A 17,344-nucleotide genomic window follows, 5' to 3' on the forward strand; every position below is an offset into this window, starting at 1 on the left:
GCTTGCATTAAACTGTAGCTACCAAAGCTCGCGGTAAATGGCAACGATTTCTTCTTTAGCGGGAATGCGCGGATTGTTGCCGGGCGAACCTGAAGCCAGTGCCTGCTCGGCCATGGTTTCCACCACCGCATCGAAATCGGCTTTCTGCACGCCGAATTCGGCCAAAGTCGGCACTTTCAATTCGCGGTTCAAGGCAACCAATTCATCGAGCAGCTTGCCGTTGGCGGTATCGGTGTCGTCGCCGGCAGCGGCCACGCCGATGGCTCGGGCGCAGTCGGCGTAACGCTCGGCCGCCGCCGGAATGGAATAAGCGGTTACGGCGGGCAGCAGCATCGCGTTCGACAAGCCGTGCGGCACATGGAAAAACGCGCCGATCGGGCGGCTCATGCCGTGCACCAACGCCACGGATGCGTTATTAAACGCAATGCCTGCCAGCGTCGAACCCAACATCATGGCCTCGCGTGCGGCACGGTTGCCACCGTCGTGATACACCGTGCGCAGATTGGGGCCGATCAGGCTCATGGCCGCCAAGGCCTGGCTGTCGCTGTATAAACCCGCTTTGCGGCTGACATACGCCTCGATGGCATGGGTGAGCGCATCGATACCGGTGTCGGCGGTGGTACGCGGCGGCACGCTGAGGCTTAAGGTGTAATCGATAATGGCTGCCGTGGGCATAAAAGCGGTGCCGACGCACAATAATTTTTCGCTGTTGGCTTCGTCGGTGATCACCGTCACTTTGGTGCATTCCGAGCCGGTACCCGCCGTGGTGGGTATGGCAATCAGCGGCAAGCCTTTTTCGCTGACCAAACGCGGAAAGCAATAATCGCGTATCGTGCCGCCGAATTTGCCCATCACGGCAATCGCTTTGGCACTGTCTATCGGGCTGCCGCCGCCCAATGCAATCACCACGTCGTAACTGCCGTTTTGCACCATCACCACGCCGCCCATAATCGACGATGCCGTCGGCTCGGGAACAGTATCGTCATACACGTCTGCCTCAATACCCGCCTCACGCAGTACAGAGAGCACTTGCTCCGCATAACCCAACTGCACCATCATTTTGTCGGTAACCAGCAGCGGTTTGCTGCCGCCCACCGCACGCACAAATTCCGGCAGTTTCTCGCAAGCCCCACTGCCGATCTGCATCATGCGGGGCAAAACAATGGATTGAATGCTCATTTGTTTCTCCTTCTTAATTTAGGCCGTCTGAAAGCCTTCAAAACGAGCCGAACATCGTACCGAACGTAATCACCGCCACTAAAGCCAATAGCGGTACCACCACGGCAACAATGAAGATATCCAGATAAGATTCTTTATGGGTTAAACCGCAGATCGCCAACATGGTAATCACCGCGCCGTTATGGGGCAGCGCATCCAATCCGCCGGAAGCAATCGATGCCACACGGTGCATCAACTCGGGCGAAATACCGAATTGCTGCGCCATCTGCATATAGGTTTCGCCCATCACGTTCAACACGATACTCATGCCGCCCGAGGCCGAACCGGTAATCCCCGCCATCACGTTAATCACAATCGCTTCGGAAACCAGCGGATTGTTCGGCGACAAACCGACCATAAAATCGCGCAAAATCACAAAACCGGCCAAAGTGGCAATGACCGAACCGTAACCCACTTCGGATGCGGTGTTGAAAATCGGCAGGAGCGAACCCATCGCACCGTCGTTCACCGATTTTTTCAGGTTGCGCCAATATTTCATGTTGGCAAACACCAACATCAAACAACCTGCCAGCAAGGCCACGATAATCGCCCACAAACCCGATACCGCGCTCAGCGACGTACCACCAAACTTCTTATCGGCCAGATAAGCCGTATCCATAACGGGGAATAAAAATTTGCTCAACACATAATTCAACACGATAACCACTACAATCGGTGCCAAAGCCTGAAGCAGAGTCGGCAAATGTTTGAAATCCTGCTCTTTGATATTGGCATCATGATGCTCGCCGTAACCCTCACCCGCCGATAACGCGGTTTTCAGACGGCGCTGCATCCACCATACCCCGCCGGCAAACATAATCACACCGGCAATCAAGCCCAAGCCCGGTGCGGCAAAAGCATCGGTTTCAAAATAAGGCATCGGAATCGCATTCTGAATCGAAGGCGTGCCCGGCATCGCCGTCATAGTGAACGTGAGCGCCCCCACGGCAATCGCCCCGGGAATCAATCGCTTCGGAATATTGATTTCGCGAAACAGCGCAGCCGCAATCGGATACACGGCAAAGGTCACCACAAACACCGACACACCGCCGTAAGTGAGCACCGCCGAAGCCACGATAATCGAAAGCAAAGCCTTCTGCTTGCCAAACTTCTCAACCAGCGCATAAGCAATGCTGTGCGCCGCACCCGAATCTTCCATCAGCTTGCCGAATACTGCGCCCAACAAAAAAATAGGGAAAAACTTAATCGCAAATCCGCCCATGCCCTGCATGAAAACCTGCGTGTAAGTGCCTAAAAGTTCATTACTCGGCGCACTGAACAATACCGCCAACATGGCAAGGATAGGCGCCAGAATCAACACGCTGACACCGCGGTAGGCCAGATACATCAGCAAAAGCAGCGATAATATGATGCCTGTCAAACTCAACATATCACATCTCCTCTGTATATTAATATTATTTGTATTTTGATACAAATTGTATCGTTTTATAAATTAATTCAACAAAACGGAAAAATGAAATGGAATTTTCTGATGGCTTCAATCAAATTATTTGTTATATAATTGATTTATAAGGCTAAAAATATACAATTTAAGCATATTGTTTTTACTTATATCATTGATTGGAATACTGAAAATATGTCTGAAAGCAACCGTGACCGCGGTTCGTCCATCACCCGCGTATTAGAAATTATCGAAGCGGTGGCCTCTGCCGGCAGACCGCCGGTGCCGCAGGATTTAATCCGTGATTTGCATATCCCCAAACCCAGCCTGCACCGCCTGTTACAGCTTTTGGAAAGCGAGCAATTCATCCAACAAGATATTCAAGGCGGTATCGTTCCCGGTATCCGTGCGCTGCGTTTAAGCGTAAACATTTGGCAAAACAAACACTATAAATTGAGCCGCGAAGCGGTATTGTCTTCGTTGTCGGCCAAAATAGGCGAAACCTGCGGTATTACCGTGCCAAACGGCAGCATGATGTCCTACACCGACCGCGTGCAAACCAACTGGCCTTTACAGGTTTATCTGCCCAGCGGTACCCAAGTCCCGCTCTACTGCACCGCAGGCGGCAAGCTCTATCTCAGCACGCTGCCCACAAGCAAACGCCGCCAGCTATTAACCCATATTCCACTGACGCGCATGACAAAAAACACCTTATCAGGCGCATCCGAACTGGAGCAGGACGTCAAAGTAACCGAACAGCGCGGCTACGGCACGGATAACGAAGAATTCATCGCCGGCATGGTGGGTTTCGCCGTGCCTATTTACGATGAAGGCGGCCAGTTTGTCGGCGGACTCTATACGCACGCACCCACTATCCGCAAAAGCCTGCCCGATTTGCTTGCCTTCCTGCCTGATATGCAGCAGGCGGCCAAAGAAATCAGCGCCCTACTGTCTGAAACACATAACAGCCTGAAAAAATCAATCTGAATCAAAGCCCGATGCCTTTTTACAAATTGTCTAGGGTCTGCCGACAATTAACCGGCGAAGCGGTTTTTTAAGGCAAAAACCGCGTATGCAAGGCAAAAAGCACAGCAAGGTTGAACGCCTTGCGAGCATTTTTAACGCCGCAGACGGTTTTTTTTGGCCAAAAACACCGCCGTTGCGTTAATTGTCGACAGACCCTAGGCCGTCTGAAATACCCAACCACCGTCATACCCACGCAGGCAGGGATGCATGGATTGTTGCTCCTGAAACTGTTACATCAAATGTTTCAAAACCGAAAAACATGGTAAATCCCCGGTGATATTATTGGTTCAAACAAAATTCCACATCGGCAAAAAACTCTACTATTGAATCAGCGCCTTAGCAAGTTAGGTGCGATATAAAATGCCTGTCTGAAAATATATAAACCAATATTTTCAGACAGGCATTTTCTTGTTTTTGCCATTTCCTTACAGCAATGGCTTTTTCCTCCGCCCCCATAACACCCGTTTGCTGGTTTCGCCGGCATCCGGGCGCTTCCATCCATACGCGCGGGATAATTCACCGGCGCACAGTTGCTGGAATGGATGAACGCCGTAGCGAAAGTTAAGCTAATCCGCGATATGAGGCCGTCTGAAAATAAAGTTTTCGCCATATGAGACCTTTGCAAAACCCCCAGATGAGGATGCAGTTCAAGGCGTAGCAGCGCAACGAGCGCAGACATATCAGATAGATAGGCAAGCGAGCGAGCAGCGCACAACGCAGAAATGCGCCGCAGATGGGGGTTTTGCAAAGGTCTCCATATCATTCAGGCAACACCTGAGGCAGATACAACCCCAGCACGGCTGAAAAATCCAAATCTGCGTTACCCTCTTCGGCGGCAAACCGTTCATACAGCAAACGTGCTTGCCCGCCCATCGGCGTATCTTGCGGCGTATGCCGCGCCAACTCTTCTGCCAAACGCAAGTCTTTCAGCATCAGTTTACTCATAAACCCATTGCGGTAGGCCCTACCAGCCGGTGCATTCGGCATCACGCCCGGATAGGGGTTATAACCGTTTAACACCCAGTTGCCCCCGGAGCTTTTCGCCATAATGTCCGACAATACCGCCGGATCCAGCCCGTTTTGCACCCCCAATGCCACCGCTTCGGCCGTACCCGCCATCAACACACCCAACAGCATATTGTTGCAGATTTTAGCCACCTGGCCGGCCCCGTGCCCGCCGGCATGGAAAATATTTTTCCCCATCGCCTGCAACAGCGGCAATATGCGTTCGAAATGCTCTCTTTCCGCCCCCACCATAAAACTAAGCGTGCCTGCCGCCGCCCCGGCTATACCGCCCGATACCGGCGCATCAGCAAAAGCAATACCGCGCTTGGCAGCTTCGGCTGCCACTAAACGGGCATCTTCGGCGGCAATCGTGCTGCAATCGATGGCAAAAGCACCTTCCGGCAAAACTGCCAACACCCCCTGCCGCCCTTCGGCGCCCAAATACACACTTTTCACATGTTCGCCGGCAGGAAGCATTGTTAACACGATATCCGCCACAGCAGCCGCTTCTTGAGCAGAACCGCCGTCCCGTGCACCTGCCTCAACCAAAGCAGCCACTGCGTCTGCATTCAAATCCACCACGCTGACAATATAACCGTGTTTCAACAAATTAACCGCCATCGGCGCTCCCATATTGCCCAATCCGATAAAAGCAATGTGTTTGGCTTTCGTATTCATTTCTGTTTCTCCTGTATATTTAAATTACTACATAGCAATCCTACAATAATTGCTAAATGATACAAATTGTATTACTTTATGATTAAAATCACAAATTTTGAATAACACGAAGGAGAACCGCCATGAATTCTAATAAAACCTATTGCCTACAAGGCAAAACAGCTTTAATTACCGGCGCAGGAGGCGGTATCGGGCGCGCCATTGCCGAACAATATGCCCGTGCAGGTGCATATGTGGGCGTGTCCGATATCAATTTGGCAGCCGCCCAACAAACGGTTGAGGCTATCCAATCGCAGGGAGGGCGGGCTATTGCATTAGAAACGGATGTATGCAGCGAATCCGATGTACAACAAACTACCGACCGGCTGGTGTCTGCCACAGGCCGTTTGGATATTTTGATTTCCAATGCCGGCATCCAAATTATTGCACCTATCGACCAACTGTCTTTTTCCGATTGGCAGCGCATGCTCGATATCCACTTGAACGGCGCTTTCCTCACAACCCGGTCTGCCTTGAAATATATGTATCCGCAAGGTAGCGGCACCGTGATTTATATGGGTTCGGTACACTCCCACGAAGCCAGTCTCTACAAAGCGCCTTACATCACCGCCAAACACGGCCTATTAGGCTTAACCCGCGCATTGGCGAAAGAGGGAGCGCAACACGGCGTCCGCGCCCATGCGATTTGCCCGGGCTTTGTCAAAACACCCCTAGTAGAAAAACAGATTCCGGAACAGGCCCAGGCCAAAGGAATCAGTGAAGAAGAGGTGATTAAAAACATCATGCTGGGCAGCACGGTTGACGGCGAATTCACCACTACTGCCGATATCGCCCAGCTCGCTTTATTTCTCGCGTCATTCCCGACCAATGTTTTTACCGGACAATCTTTTATTGCCAGCCACGGTTGGGGGATGAAATAAACAAAGCCTTCCGACACAGGAAGGCTTTGTTTCACCGAAACCCAAACTCAACGGGAAGTTACTCCGGTTTTTTACCCGCTTTTTGTGCTTGTTCGTTTTTTACCATCACTTCGCGATACCAGCGCGGGTGGTGCTTTTTCGCCCACGTTTGGGTAACCACGCCTTCCACCATCGCCCGTATCGTGCCTTTTACCCAGAAAGCGGCGTAAACGTGCACGATGATGCCGGCAATCAGAATCAAGGCCGCCCATGCGTGAAACAGCAAAGCCAAACGGATAACCGGAATCGGGAACAATTCGGCGAAATAGGGCCGCCATGCGATGATACCGGTGCACAGTAAAACAATCATGCAGCCGGTCATCAGCCAAAACATGCCTTTTTGGCCGCCGTTGTATTTACCCGTATCGCCCACTTCATGCCCTTTGAGCACGGTGCCTACAGATTTCATCCACTTTACGTCTTCTTTATCGATAAAGTTGTATTTCCAATAGCGGAAAAACTGCACGAAAAAGCCGATAAACATTACCACGCCTACAAATGGATGGATAATCCGCGCCAATTGAGGGGTGCCGAATACGCCGGTCAGCCAGAAAAAGGCGGGATAGAAAAACGCCAAACCGGAAATCGCCAGCAGCACGAAGCAGATGGCCACAATCCAGTGGTTGATGCGCTCGCTGCGGTTATAGCGCTGAATCAGTTTTTCTTTCATTATGCATCCTCCTCGCCATGCAGGGTTTTACCGTCTTTGCCGATTACCTCGGTGCCTTCTTCCTCGGCTTTGCTGGGGCCTACGGTAATGTAGTGGAAGAATCCGGTTAAGGTGGCGGCGGCAATGCCGATGGTGGCCAACGGCTTGAGCAGGCCTTTCCACAGTTTTACGGTGGTGCTGATAGCCGGATTATTCGGCAGGCCGTGGTAAAGCTCGGGTTTGTCGGCATGGTGCAGCACATACATCACATGTGTGCCGCCTACGCCTTCGGGATCGTACAGGCCGGCGTTTTTATAACCGCGGTTGTTCAAATCTTTGATGCGCTCCTGCGCCACCTGTTTCATGTCTTCCTTGGCACCGAACTGAATCGCACCAGTGGGGCAGGTTTTCACGCAGGCCGGCTCTTGGCCGACGGCCACGCGGTCGGAACACAGTGTGCACTTATAGGCGCGGTTGTCCTGCTTGTTGATGCGCGGAATGTTAAACGGGCAACCCGAAATGCAGTAGCCGCAGCCGATGCAGTTTTCTTCGTGAAAATCCACGATACCGTTGTGATACTGGATAATCGCGCCGGGCGACGGGCAGGCTTTCAGGCAGCCGGGGTCGGCGCAGTGCATGCAGCCGTCTTTGCGGATCAGCCATTCCAACTTGCCGTTTTGTTCCACTTCCGAAAAACGCATCACCGTCCAGCTTTTGGCGGTCAGATCGATCGGGTTGTCGTACACGCCGTGGTTGGTGCCGATGTCGTCGCGGATATCGTTCCATTCCGAACAGGCCACTTGGCAGGCTTTACAGCCGATGCAGGTGGTTACGTCAATCAGCTTGGCCACCTCCGTCGGGCGGCGCACGCCCGGCGGCGGCGTGATTTCGGCCGTGGCGGAACGGCGTTTGATGTCTAATGATTGCAGAGCCATGTTTTCCGTTCCTTATGCTTTTTCGATGTTAACCAAAAAGGTTTTGTATTCGGGCGTTTGGGTGTTGCAGTCGCCGACGAAAGGCGTGAGCGAATTCACCAAAAACTGCTTTTCACCCGACACATTCACCCAGCCGCCGTGCAGCGGAATACCCACCTGATACACGGTTTTGCCGTTGATGGTAAGCGGTTTCATGCGTTTGGTTACCACGGCTTTGGCTTTAATCCATGCGCGTTTAGAGCTGACTTTTACCCAATCGCCCTTCTGAATGCCTTTCTCTTTCGCCAGCTCTTCGCTGATTTCGATAAACTGCTGGGGTTGGGCAATCATCAGCAGCTTCACCGATTTGGTCCAGAATTGGAAATGCTCGGTCAGGCGGTAGGTGGTGCCGACATAAGGGAATTCTTCATGCGTGCCGATACGGTCTTTCACGCTGTCGAACAGGCGCATGGCGGGTGCCTGCACCACTTTCGGGTGCAAGGGGTTGGTGCCGATGGGCGATTCGAGCGGCTCGTAGTGTTCGGGGAACGGGCCGTCCACCAATTTGCGGGCGCAGAATAAACGGCCCACGCCCTCTTCGTTCATGATAAACGGGTTCATGCCGGAGTCCGGCGCGGCATCGGCTTTGAAATCGGCCACGTCGGCACCCGTCCATTTGCTGCCGTCCCAATGAATCAGCACGCGGTTCGGATCCCACGGTTTACCGCTGGGATCGCATGAAGCGCGGTTGTAGAGAATGCGGCGGTTGGCGGGCCAAGCCCATGCCCATTTGGGCGTGTTGCCCAATCCTGAATCGGTGTTGTCGCGGCGGTCCATCTGGTTGCCCTGCTGCGTCCACGAGCCTGAGAAAATCCAGGTGGCGCACTCGGTGGTGCCGTCGTCGCGCAGTTGGGCGAAACCGTCGAGCAGCTCGCCTTTTTTGCGGATAACGTTGCCGTCTTTGTCTTTGATGTCTGCCAGCGCATAGCCGTTGGATTCTTTTGCCATTTCTTCGGGCGTAGGCGCGTGCGGCTTGGCGTATTTCCAAGAGAGTTTGGTAATCGGCTCGGGCGCGGTGCCGCCTTCTTTTTCATACATTTCTTTGAGCAACAGGTGCAGTTCGCCCAAAATGTCCAAGTCGGGCAGCGCTTCGCCGGGCGGTTCGGCACCCGGGTGGTGCCATTGCAGCCAGCGCGAAGAGTTCACAATCGAACCCGATTCTTCGGCAAAGCACGGCGTAGGCAGGCGGAACACTTCGGTTTGGATTTTGGCGGGATCGACATCGTGCGCTTCGCCGTGGTTTTGCCAGAAAGTGGCGGTTTCGGTGTCGAGCGGATCCATCACCACCATGAATTTCAACTTGGAAAACGCTTCGGTTACGCGGTGCGCGTCGGGGAACGAACCCTGCGCGTTGAAACCCTGCACCAACAGGCCGTTTACCTTGCCCTGATACATCAAATCAATCATTTGCAGGATGTCGTACATCTTGTCCCACTTGGGCAGCCAATCGTAGCCCCAGTTGTTTTCTTTGGTGGCGTTGTCGCCGTACATCCACTTCAAAAAGCTCACGAAAAATGCGGGCGTGTTCTGCCAGTAGTTCATCTGGCCGGGTTGCAGCGCTTTGGGGGTTTGCTTTTCCAAATAATCGGCAAAGGTGGGGTGGTTGGTTTCGTTGGGCAGAACCAGATAGCCCGGCAGCATGGTGGAGAGCAGGCCCAAATCCGACAAACCTTGGATATTGGAGTGGCCGCGCAGAGCGTTCACACCGCCGCCCGACATACCGATATTGCCCAGTAATAATTGAACCATCGCCATGGTGCGGATAATCTGGCTGCCGGTGGTGTGTTGCGTCCAGCCCAGCGCATAGAGAATGGTGCCGGCCTTGTTCGGTGCCGCCATTTCGCCCCATGCTTCGGCTACTTTGAGAAAATCTTCTTTGGTGGTGCCGCAGATGGTGGTCATCATATCGAGCGTGTAGCGCGAATAATGCTTTTTCAGCAGCTGCCACACGCTGCGGGGGTGCTCCAACGTGGGATCGGTTTTGGCGTAACCGTTGGCGTCCAACTCGTAATACCAGGTTTCGTTGTCGTATTTTTTCTTAGACTCTTCATAGCCTGAAAACATACCTTCGTCGAAATCGAAGCCTTCGGCCACGATAAAGCTGGCATTGGTATAGGCTTTCACATATTCCCACTGGATTTTATTGTTTTCAATCAGCCAGTTGATTAATGCACCCAAAAAGGCAATGTCGCTACCCGAACGTATGGGGGCGTAGAAATCGGCTACGGCGGCGGTACGGTTGAAGCGCGGGTCGACCACAAACAGCTTGGTGCCTTTTTTCTTTTTCGCCTCGATTACCCATTTGAAGCCGACGGGGTGGGCTTCAGCGGCATTACCGCCCATCACCATAATGAAATCGGCGTGCTGGATATCGACGAAAGTGTTGGTCATCGCGCCGCGGCCGAAAGTGGAGGCCAGCGCGGACACGGTGGGGCCGTGGCAAACGCGGGCCTGAGCGTCGGTGGCGACGATGCCCAGCGAGCGCATCCATTTTTGCGTGAGAATACCGGTTTCGTTGGAAGAGGCGGAAGCCGTCAGCATGCCCAATGTGGGCAGACGGTGTACGGGAACGCCGTTTTCGTTTTGCACAATCAGGTTGGCATCACGGTCGGCCTTGATGTGGCGGGCGATGCGGGTGAGCGCGTCGTGCCAGGAAATGCGTTTCCATTCGTTGGTGCCCGGCTCGCGCACCTCGGGGTAAAGCACACGGTTGGGGCTGTTGACGAAATCCACCAGCGATGCACCTTTGGGGCAGAGCGAACCGCGGCTGACCGGATGGTCGGGGTCGCCTTCGATGTGGAAAATTTTCTTTTTGGCGTTTTTGGCGCCGTCACCCAAGCTGTAAAGCAGCGTGCCGCAGCCCACCGAGCAATAAGTGCAGTTGTTGCGGGTTTCGGTGGCGCGGGTCAGCTTATACTGGCGCACTTCCGCCCATGCGTTTGCGGGCATCATGCCCATTACCGCCAAACCCGACGCACCTGCGCCGGCAGCGGTTACCTTGAAAAACTGCCGTCTGGTTACTTTCATGTTGTGTTCCTTTTGGCCGGCCGCCGTTTTTTTTCAGACGGCCTTTTTTATTTTGCTACTGCTTTCGTTATCTACTACTTTGGTTGTAGTGTTTTGTTGTGTGGTTTGATGTAGCGGATTGTAAGCCATTTGAATCACAACCGTCTATTTTATTTTGAACGTCTGCAACGGCAGAAGCCGTCTGAAACGGATTGTTCAGACGGCCTCGAAAAAACATTAACAGTTTAATTAGGTCGTATCGCCGACAGCATTGCGGCGGTATTTTGGTTAAAACCCGCATCTGCGGCGTTAGGCAGCGCAGCGGACTTGCGAAGCTAAAATGCGCGCAAGATGTTCAATCCTGCTGTGCTTTTTGCCCGGCATCTGCGGGTTTTTCCTCGAAAACCACTTTACAAGCCTGTCGCGACGCGCCCTAAAAAGAATCCCGCTCGGCCAGCCACAACGCAGCCAAAGTAACTAGTGATGCGCAGCCTATCAGAATGATGATTTGCAGAAAGAAAACAGACATAAAAACCTCCGTATAATTGTGAACCGCCGTGTCTGCTGCCAACGGCGGCTTATCGTTGTTGTAAAAACCGTATGCCTATCATACCAACAAATTCATAACATTTCTTTACCTTTACTTAACTTTCCACTCTGAAAATTACAATAGTTATCATCAATAAACAAGAAAATAAATCAATATAATTAGAAGGGTAAACCAAATTTAACCCATATTCACATTTAACCTCCCGCAAAGCCGCCAACCGTTTATCGCTTAGCCCTATCCCGCCCGCAACCGCGGTTTGCCTGAAACCGCAGCCAATCTATACAATACAGCCTTTTTCAGACGGCCTCTGCCCACCATGCTGCCATTACGCGCCTACCGCCCCTCCCTTCCCTTATTGCTGCTGCTCTTCTTCGGCATACTGATTCCGCTGGTGATTGCCGGATTCATCGCCGAAGACGTTTGGGATAAAGACCGCTTCTATTTCGAACAGCCATTTATGCTGTGGCTGCACCACAACATCGGCAGCGCATTTACGCCCGTGGCGGTTGTGCTGCACCATATCGGCAAAACCACCGTTGCCGCGCCGCTGGTAATAGTGTTTGCGGTTTGGCTGTTTTTGCGAAAACAGTGCGGCTATGCCGTGTTCGCCCTGCTCGCGGCCGCCCTGCCCACCGCCCTGATGTTTGCCGCCAAACAGTTTTTCAACCGTCCCCGCCCCGAATTTTGGCCGCGCATTATCGAAGAAACCAACGCCTCCTTCCCCAGCGGCCACAGCACCTTCGCCGCCGCCTTCGCCACCATGTTGGTGCTGGTTTACTGGCAATCGCCCCGCCGCGTGCCGATTATTGCCGCCGCCGTAACTTTTGCCCTGCTGATGGGTTTGTCGCGCATAGTTTTAGGCGTACACTACCCCACCGACGTGCTGGTCGGCTGGATAACCGGCACCAGCACCGTTATCGGCCTCTATCTCGTTTTATTCCGCAAACTCCCCGGAAAACCATAATGAACCTGCCCCCGCTGCACACACCCCGCTGGCTGCGTAACGGCAATATCGAAACCCTTTATGCCAAAACCCTGCAACAGCCGCCGCCCGCCTACCGCCGCGAACTCTTGCCCGACAGCACCGGCCAAACCCTAACCGCCTACGACTTTATCGACAGCCCCAACCCCGACGCCCCGCTGGTGGTGCTGTTTCACGGTTTGGAAGGCAGCAGCCGCAGCCATTACGCCGTAGCGCTGATGCAGGCGGTTCAGGCCAAAGGCTGGCACGGCGTGGTGGCGCATTTCCGCAGCTGCGGCGGCGTGCCCAACACCGCCCCCGTGTTTTACCACTCGGGCGACAGCCCCGAAATCGGCTTTATGCTCGCAACGCTGGCCGAACGCTATCCCCGTATCTACGCCGCAGGCGTTTCGCTCGGCGGCAACGCGCTGGCCAAATACCTGGGCGAACAAGGGCGATCGGCCATACCACAGGCCGCCGCCGTGGTTTCCGCCCCCGTCGATTTAACCGCCGCCGGCGCCCGCTTCGACCACGGCCTAACCCGCCTGCTCTACACCCGCTATTTTCTCGACTCGCTGCTGCCCAAAGCACGCGCCACCGGCTTCCATGCCGACCTGTTAAACCGCTGCAAAACGCTTGGCGATTTCGACGACGCTTTCACCGCCCCGCTTCACGGCTTTGCCGACCGCCACGACTACTACCGCCGCGCCTCCAGCAAACCGCTGCTGCCGCACATCACCGTGCCCACCCTGCTGCTGAACGCCGTCAACGATCCCTTCCTGCCGAGCATCGCCCTGCCAAACACCGCCCAGGTTTCCCCGCAGGTTACCCTGCTGCAACCCACCTGCGGCGGACATTGCGCCTTTGTAAGCGGCCGCGGCAGAGGCAGCCTCGATTGGATGCCGCAAACGGTTTTAAGCTATTTCGAACAAAACGCCTAACCGTTATGCCAAACAAAAACAAAGGCCGCAACCTTTGCAAAAATGCCTTAAAAGGCCGTCTGAAACGTTTGAATCCGTCATTCCAGTGCAGGCGGAAATCCAGACGTTTACACTCAAGTGTTTGTTTAATCAATAATTTAACTTTACCATCTGGATTCCCCCTACGAGGGAATGACGAAGAAAAGGCATTTCAGGCAATCCCAACAAATTTTGCAAAGGTCTCAGGCCGAGCATGACGCAAGTGTTTTAAGGTGCCTGAAAGAATTTTGCAAAGGTCTCGGCCTTCAAGGTTTCCGTGCAATGTTATAATCCCGCCTCTTTTTTCAGACGGCCCATCTTCCATGAAACTCAACCCCCAGCAACTTCAGGCAGTAAAGTATCTCGGCGGGCCGCTGCTTGTGCTGGCGGGTGCAGGCAGCGGCAAAACCGGCGTAATCACCCAAAAAATCAAGCATCTGATTACCGACGTAGGCTATGCGCCGCATCATGTGGCGGCCATCACCTTCACCAACAAAGCCGCCCGCGAAATGCAGGAGCGCGTGGGCAAGATGCTGCCGAAAAAGCACACACGCGGGTTAACCATCTGCACCTTCCACTCGCTCGGCATGCGCATTCTGCGCGAAGAAGCGCCGCACATCGGCTATAAAAAGAATTTTTCGATACTCGACGGCACCGACAGCGCCAAAATCATCAACGAATTATTGGGCGGCACCGGCAAAGAAGCCTTATACAAAACCCAGCACCAGATTTCGTTGTGGAAAAACGATTTGAAAACGCCCGAAGACATTGTTCAGACGGCCTCAAACGAATGGGACAGGCAAATGGCCGCCGTTTACGCCGGCTATCAGGCCACGCTGGAGCATTATCAGGCGGTGGATTTCGACGACCTAATCCGCCTGAGCGCCCTGCTGTTGCAGCAAAACAGCGAAGTGCGCCACAAATGGCAGCTGCGGTTGCGCTATCTGCTGGTGGACGAATGCCAAGACACCAACGCCTGCCAATACACCCTGATGAAACTCTTAACCGGCGCCGAAGGCATGTTTACCGCCGTGGGCGACGACGACCAATCCATCTACGCCTGGCGCGGCGCAAACATGGAAAACCTGCGCCAAATGCAGGCCGACTATCCGCAGATGAAAGTGATCAAGCTCGAGCAGAATTACCGCTCCACCGCGCGGATTCTCAAAGTGGCCAACAAAGTGATCGAAAACAACCCCAAATTGTTTAAAAAAACCCTGTGGTCGCAGTTCGGCATGGGCGAACACATCAAAATCGTGGCCTGCCAGCACGAACAGCACGAAGCCGAATGGGTGGTGGGGCAGATTGTGAAACAAAAGCTGGTGGGCGGCGACAAAACCCGCTATGCCGATTTCGCCGTGCTCTACCGCGGCAACCATCAGGCACGCGTGTTTGAAGAAGCCCTGCGCAGCGCGCGCGTGCCTTACCAACTTTCCGGCGGACAGAGCTTTTTCGACAAAGCCGAAATCAAAGACGTGCTCGCCTATATCCGCCTCTTGGCCAACCCCAGCGACGACCCCGCCTTCCTGCGCGCCGCCACCACGCCCAAACGCGGCATCGGCGAGGCCACGTTGGGCAAGCTCAACGCCCATGCCCAACAGCGCGGGTGCAGCCTTTATGAGGCCGCCTTAAACGAAGAGGCGCAGTCCGCACTCGCCGCCGCCAACCGCGAACACCTGCACCAGTTTATGACGCTGATGGAAAACTACCGCGCCCGCGCCGAACACGACGATGCCGGCGAACTCATCAACAACCTGCTCGCCGACATCGGCTACGAAGCGCACCTATTAAACAGCGAAGAAGGCAAAGCCGGCGAAATCAAATGGCGCAACGTGTGCGACTTAACCGGCTGGCTCGCGAAAAAAGGCGAGCAAGACGGCAAAAACATCATCGAAATCGCCCAAACCATCGCCCTGATGACCTTGCTGGAAGGCAAAAACGAAGAAGAAGCAGACGCGGTGAAACTCTCTACCCTGCACGCCTCCAAAGGGCTGGAATACCCGTATGTTTTTTTGGTGGGCTGCGAAGAAGGCATGCTGCCGCACGCCGACAGCATCGAAGAGAGCAACATTGAAGAAGAGCGGCGGCTGATGTATGTGGGCATCACCCGCGCCAAACGCCAGCTCACGCTCACCCACTGCATCAAACGCAAACGCCAGGGCACCTGGCAGTTTCCCGAACCCAGCCGCTTTATCGACGAAATGCCGCAGGAAGACTTGAAAATCTTGGGCCGAAAAGGCGGCGAACCCATCGTGAGCAAAGAAGAAGGCCGAAGCAACCTGGCCGGATTGCAGGCCATGCTGGCGGCTAAAGCCAAAAAAGAATAACTGGCCGAAACCTTTGCAAGTTGTTCAGGCCGTCTGAAACATTTCAGACGGCCTGCCCTGCTTTGACGCGTGTCAAAACAAGCGGCGGCCGCACCACAAAACACCGGTTAATCCCGCCGGCAGCCTTGTTTTCGGGCGTAAAAATAGGTAATAATGTTACACATTTTCCAAGCCGCAACGATTCTGCCGTTGCACCCCTAAATCCCAATCAAGAAAGCACGAAAAAATGGCGTTAATCGTACAAAAATACGGCGGCACCTCGGTAGGTTCCGCCGAACGCATCAAAAACGTAGCCAAACGTGTTGCCAAAACCCGCGCCGAAGGGCACGACGTTGTTGTGGTGGTGTCCGCCATGAGCGGCGAAACCAACCGTTTGGTGGCATTGGCACACGAAATGCAAGACCTGCCCGACCCGCGCGAACTCGACGTGGTGCTGGCAACCGGCGAACAAGTTACCATCGGCCTTTTGGCCATGGCCTTAAAAGACATCGGCGTGCCGGCCAAGAGCTACACCGGCTGGCAGGTGGCCGTGAAAACCGACGCATCGCACACCAAAGCCCGTATCGAAGATATCGACGATGCCGCCATGCGCGCCGATTTGAAAGAAGGCCGTGTGGTAATCGTGGCTGGTTTCCAAGGCATTAACGGCAAAGGCGACATCACCACCCTCGGCCGCGGCGGCTCCGACACCTCGGCCGTTGCGCTGGCCGCCGCCCTCAAAGCCGACGAATGCCAAATCTACACCGACGTCGACGGTGTTTACACCACCGACCCGCGCGTGGTGCCCGAAGCCCGCCGTCTCGACACCATCACGTTTGAAGAAATGCTCGAGCTGGCAAGCTTAGGCTCGAAAGTTTTACAAATCCGTTCGGTAGAATTCGCCGGCAAATACAAAGTGCGCCTGCGCGTATTGAGCAGCCTTCAGGAAGGCGGCAACGGTACATTAATTACCTTTGAAGAGGACAACAACATGGAAAGAGCTGCCGTATCCGGTATCGCATTCGATAAAAACCAAGCCCGCATCAACGTGCGCGGCGTGCCCGACAAACCCGGCGTGGCCTATCAGATTTTAGGCGCGGTGGCCGCCGCCAACGTAGAAGTGGATATGATTATCCAAAATGTAGGCGCCGAAGGCACCACCGATTTCTCGTTCACCGTGCCGCGCGGCGACTACAAACCCGTTTTGGAATCCCTCAACGGCCTCAAAGACAGCCTCGGCGCCACCGAGGTTGACGGCGACGACACCGTATGCAAAGTTTCCATCGTGGGCTTGGGCATGCGCTCGCATGTGGGCGTGGCCTCGAAAATGTTCCGCACGCTGGCCGAAGAAGGCATCAATATCCAGATGATTTCCACTTCCGAAATCAAGGTTTCCGTGTTGATCGACGAAAAATACATGGAACTGGCCACCCGCGTGCTGCACAAAGCATTCGAGCTGGCCTGATTTACAGCTTGATTTTACTGTCAAAAGGCCGTCTGAAATATTTTCAGACGGCCTTTCTGTTCGTGCTTAAACCCTTTGAAAAATTCATACCACATATTAAAACATCTGCGTCATGCCCGGGCTTGACCCGGGCATCTGTTATTTCTTCCGCCACAAAAAGAAGATACTCGGGTCAAGCCCGGGCAT

At 54.0% G+C, this 17,344-nt stretch carries 12 protein-coding genes and 1 pseudogene; 6 read left to right on the forward strand and 7 right to left on the reverse strand.

Annotation, left to right across the window (positions count from 1 at the left end; genetic code table 11):
- Positions 1 to 18: 18 nt before the first annotated feature.
- Together H3L92_RS05920 and H3L92_RS05925 are read right to left on the reverse strand one after the other, a co-directional pair.
- Complete coding sequence (locus tag H3L92_RS05920) at positions 19 to 1,179, reverse strand: iron-containing alcohol dehydrogenase (protein WP_085364721.1); 1,161 nt, start codon at positions 1,177 to 1,179, stop codon at positions 19 to 21.
- A 37-nt stretch (positions 1,180 to 1,216) separates the two neighbouring features.
- A complete protein-coding gene (locus H3L92_RS05925; RefSeq protein WP_085364720.1) occupies positions 1,217 to 2,608 on the reverse strand; it encodes a GntP family permease in 1,392 nt (463 codons plus the stop codon).
- A 207-nt stretch (positions 2,609 to 2,815) separates the two neighbouring features.
- On the opposite strand from H3L92_RS05925, the gene H3L92_RS05930 reads away from it, so the two are divergent.
- The gene (locus H3L92_RS05930; RefSeq protein WP_085364719.1) at positions 2,816 to 3,607 is read left to right on the forward strand and encodes an IclR family transcriptional regulator; all 792 of its coding nucleotides are present in this window, start codon (positions 2,816 to 2,818) and stop codon (positions 3,605 to 3,607) included.
- A gap of 652 nt (positions 3,608 to 4,259) precedes the next feature.
- Here H3L92_RS05930 and H3L92_RS05935 read toward each other — a convergent pair.
- Positions 4,260 to 4,409, reverse strand: a pseudogene (locus H3L92_RS05935) (lipoprotein signal peptidase); the annotation flags it as partial.
- Entirely contained in the window at positions 4,406 to 5,329 is a 924-nt protein-coding gene (gene mmsB, locus H3L92_RS05940; protein WP_085364718.1) for a 3-hydroxyisobutyrate dehydrogenase, read from the reverse strand. The gene mmsB and the pseudogene H3L92_RS05935, both read right to left, overlap by 4 nt.
- A 122-nt stretch (positions 5,330 to 5,451) precedes the next feature.
- Between mmsB and H3L92_RS05945 the strand changes: the two genes are divergently transcribed.
- Complete coding sequence (locus H3L92_RS05945) at positions 5,452 to 6,249, forward strand: 3-hydroxybutyrate dehydrogenase (protein ID WP_085364717.1); 798 nt, start codon at positions 5,452 to 5,454, stop codon at positions 6,247 to 6,249.
- A gap of 58 nt (positions 6,250 to 6,307) precedes the next feature.
- On the opposite strand, the gene H3L92_RS05950 is transcribed toward H3L92_RS05945, so the two are convergent.
- The 3 genes from H3L92_RS05950 to fdnG are packed head-to-tail and all read right to left on the reverse strand — an operon-like array spanning position 6,308 to position 10,938.
- A complete protein-coding gene (locus tag H3L92_RS05950; RefSeq protein WP_174222540.1) occupies positions 6,308 to 6,958 on the reverse strand; it encodes a formate dehydrogenase subunit gamma in 651 nt (216 codons plus the stop codon).
- Positions 6,958 to 7,872 carry a formate dehydrogenase subunit beta gene (fdxH, locus tag H3L92_RS05955; protein ID WP_085364715.1) on the reverse strand — a complete coding sequence of 305 codons (915 nt, stop codon included), beginning with the start codon at positions 7,870 to 7,872 and terminating at the stop codon, positions 6,958 to 6,960. Before fdxH ends, H3L92_RS05950 begins: the two co-directional genes overlap by 1 nt.
- Before the next feature lie 12 nt (positions 7,873 to 7,884).
- Positions 7,885 to 10,938: a formate dehydrogenase-N subunit alpha gene (fdnG, locus tag H3L92_RS05960; RefSeq protein WP_085364714.1), complete on the reverse strand. Its 3,054-nt coding sequence runs from the start codon at positions 10,936 to 10,938 to the stop codon at positions 7,885 to 7,887.
- Positions 10,939 to 11,783: 845 nt separating this feature from the next.
- Here fdnG and H3L92_RS05965 point away from each other — a divergent pair.
- From H3L92_RS05965 to H3L92_RS05980, 4 genes are all read left to right on the forward strand, one after another.
- Complete coding sequence (locus H3L92_RS05965) at positions 11,784 to 12,431, forward strand: phosphatase PAP2 family protein (protein ID WP_085364713.1); 648 nt, start codon at positions 11,784 to 11,786, stop codon at positions 12,429 to 12,431.
- Positions 12,431 to 13,369 carry a YheT family hydrolase gene (locus H3L92_RS05970; RefSeq protein ID WP_085364712.1) on the forward strand — a complete coding sequence of 313 codons (939 nt, stop codon included), beginning with the start codon at positions 12,431 to 12,433 and terminating at the stop codon, positions 13,367 to 13,369. Before H3L92_RS05965 ends, H3L92_RS05970 begins: the two co-directional genes overlap by 1 nt.
- 341 nt (positions 13,370 to 13,710) lie before the next feature.
- Positions 13,711 to 15,714 carry a DNA helicase Rep gene (gene rep, locus H3L92_RS05975; protein WP_085364711.1) on the forward strand — a complete coding sequence of 668 codons (2,004 nt, stop codon included), beginning with the start codon at positions 13,711 to 13,713 and terminating at the stop codon, positions 15,712 to 15,714.
- Positions 15,715 to 15,940: 226 nt separating this feature from the next.
- Positions 15,941 to 17,158, forward strand: a complete 1,218-nt coding sequence (locus H3L92_RS05980; RefSeq protein ID WP_085364710.1) for an aspartate kinase — start codon at positions 15,941 to 15,943, stop codon at positions 17,156 to 17,158.
- Positions 17,159 to 17,344 lie beyond the last annotated feature (186 nt).

Origin of the sequence: Neisseria dentiae (assembly GCF_014055005.1) — a bacterium.
Taxonomy (GTDB): Bacteria; Pseudomonadota; Gammaproteobacteria; order Burkholderiales; family Neisseriaceae; genus Neisseria; species Neisseria dentiae.

Excerpts from the sequence above, each read along its gene's own strand:
- fdnG (WP_085364714.1), bottom strand. The coding sequence starts at position 10,938 with ATGAAAGTAACCAGACGGCAGTTTTTCAAGGTAACCGCTGCCGGCGCA.
- H3L92_RS05920 (WP_085364721.1), bottom strand. The coding sequence starts at position 1,179 with ATGAGCATTCAATCCATTGTTTTGCCCCGCATGATGCAGATCGGCAGT.
- fdxH (WP_085364715.1), bottom strand. The coding sequence starts at position 7,872 with ATGGCTCTGCAATCATTAGACATCAAACGCCGTTCCGCCACGGCCGAA.
- H3L92_RS05950 (WP_174222540.1), bottom strand. The coding sequence starts at position 6,958 with ATGAAAGAAAAACTGATTCAGCGCTATAACCGCAGCGAGCGCATCAAC.
- H3L92_RS05970 (WP_085364712.1), top strand. The coding sequence starts at position 12,431 with ATGAACCTGCCCCCGCTGCACACACCCCGCTGGCTGCGTAACGGCAAT.
- mmsB (WP_085364718.1), bottom strand. The coding sequence starts at position 5,329 with ATGAATACGAAAGCCAAACACATTGCTTTTATCGGATTGGGCAATATG.
- H3L92_RS05965 (WP_085364713.1), top strand. The coding sequence starts at position 11,784 with ATGCTGCCATTACGCGCCTACCGCCCCTCCCTTCCCTTATTGCTGCTG.
- rep (WP_085364711.1), top strand. The coding sequence starts at position 13,711 with ATGAAACTCAACCCCCAGCAACTTCAGGCAGTAAAGTATCTCGGCGGG.
- H3L92_RS05925 (WP_085364720.1), bottom strand. The coding sequence starts at position 2,608 with ATGTTGAGTTTGACAGGCATCATATTATCGCTGCTTTTGCTGATGTAT.
- H3L92_RS05945 (WP_085364717.1), top strand. The coding sequence starts at position 5,452 with ATGAATTCTAATAAAACCTATTGCCTACAAGGCAAAACAGCTTTAATT.
- H3L92_RS05930 (WP_085364719.1), top strand. The coding sequence starts at position 2,816 with ATGTCTGAAAGCAACCGTGACCGCGGTTCGTCCATCACCCGCGTATTA.
- H3L92_RS05980 (WP_085364710.1), top strand. The coding sequence starts at position 15,941 with ATGGCGTTAATCGTACAAAAATACGGCGGCACCTCGGTAGGTTCCGCC.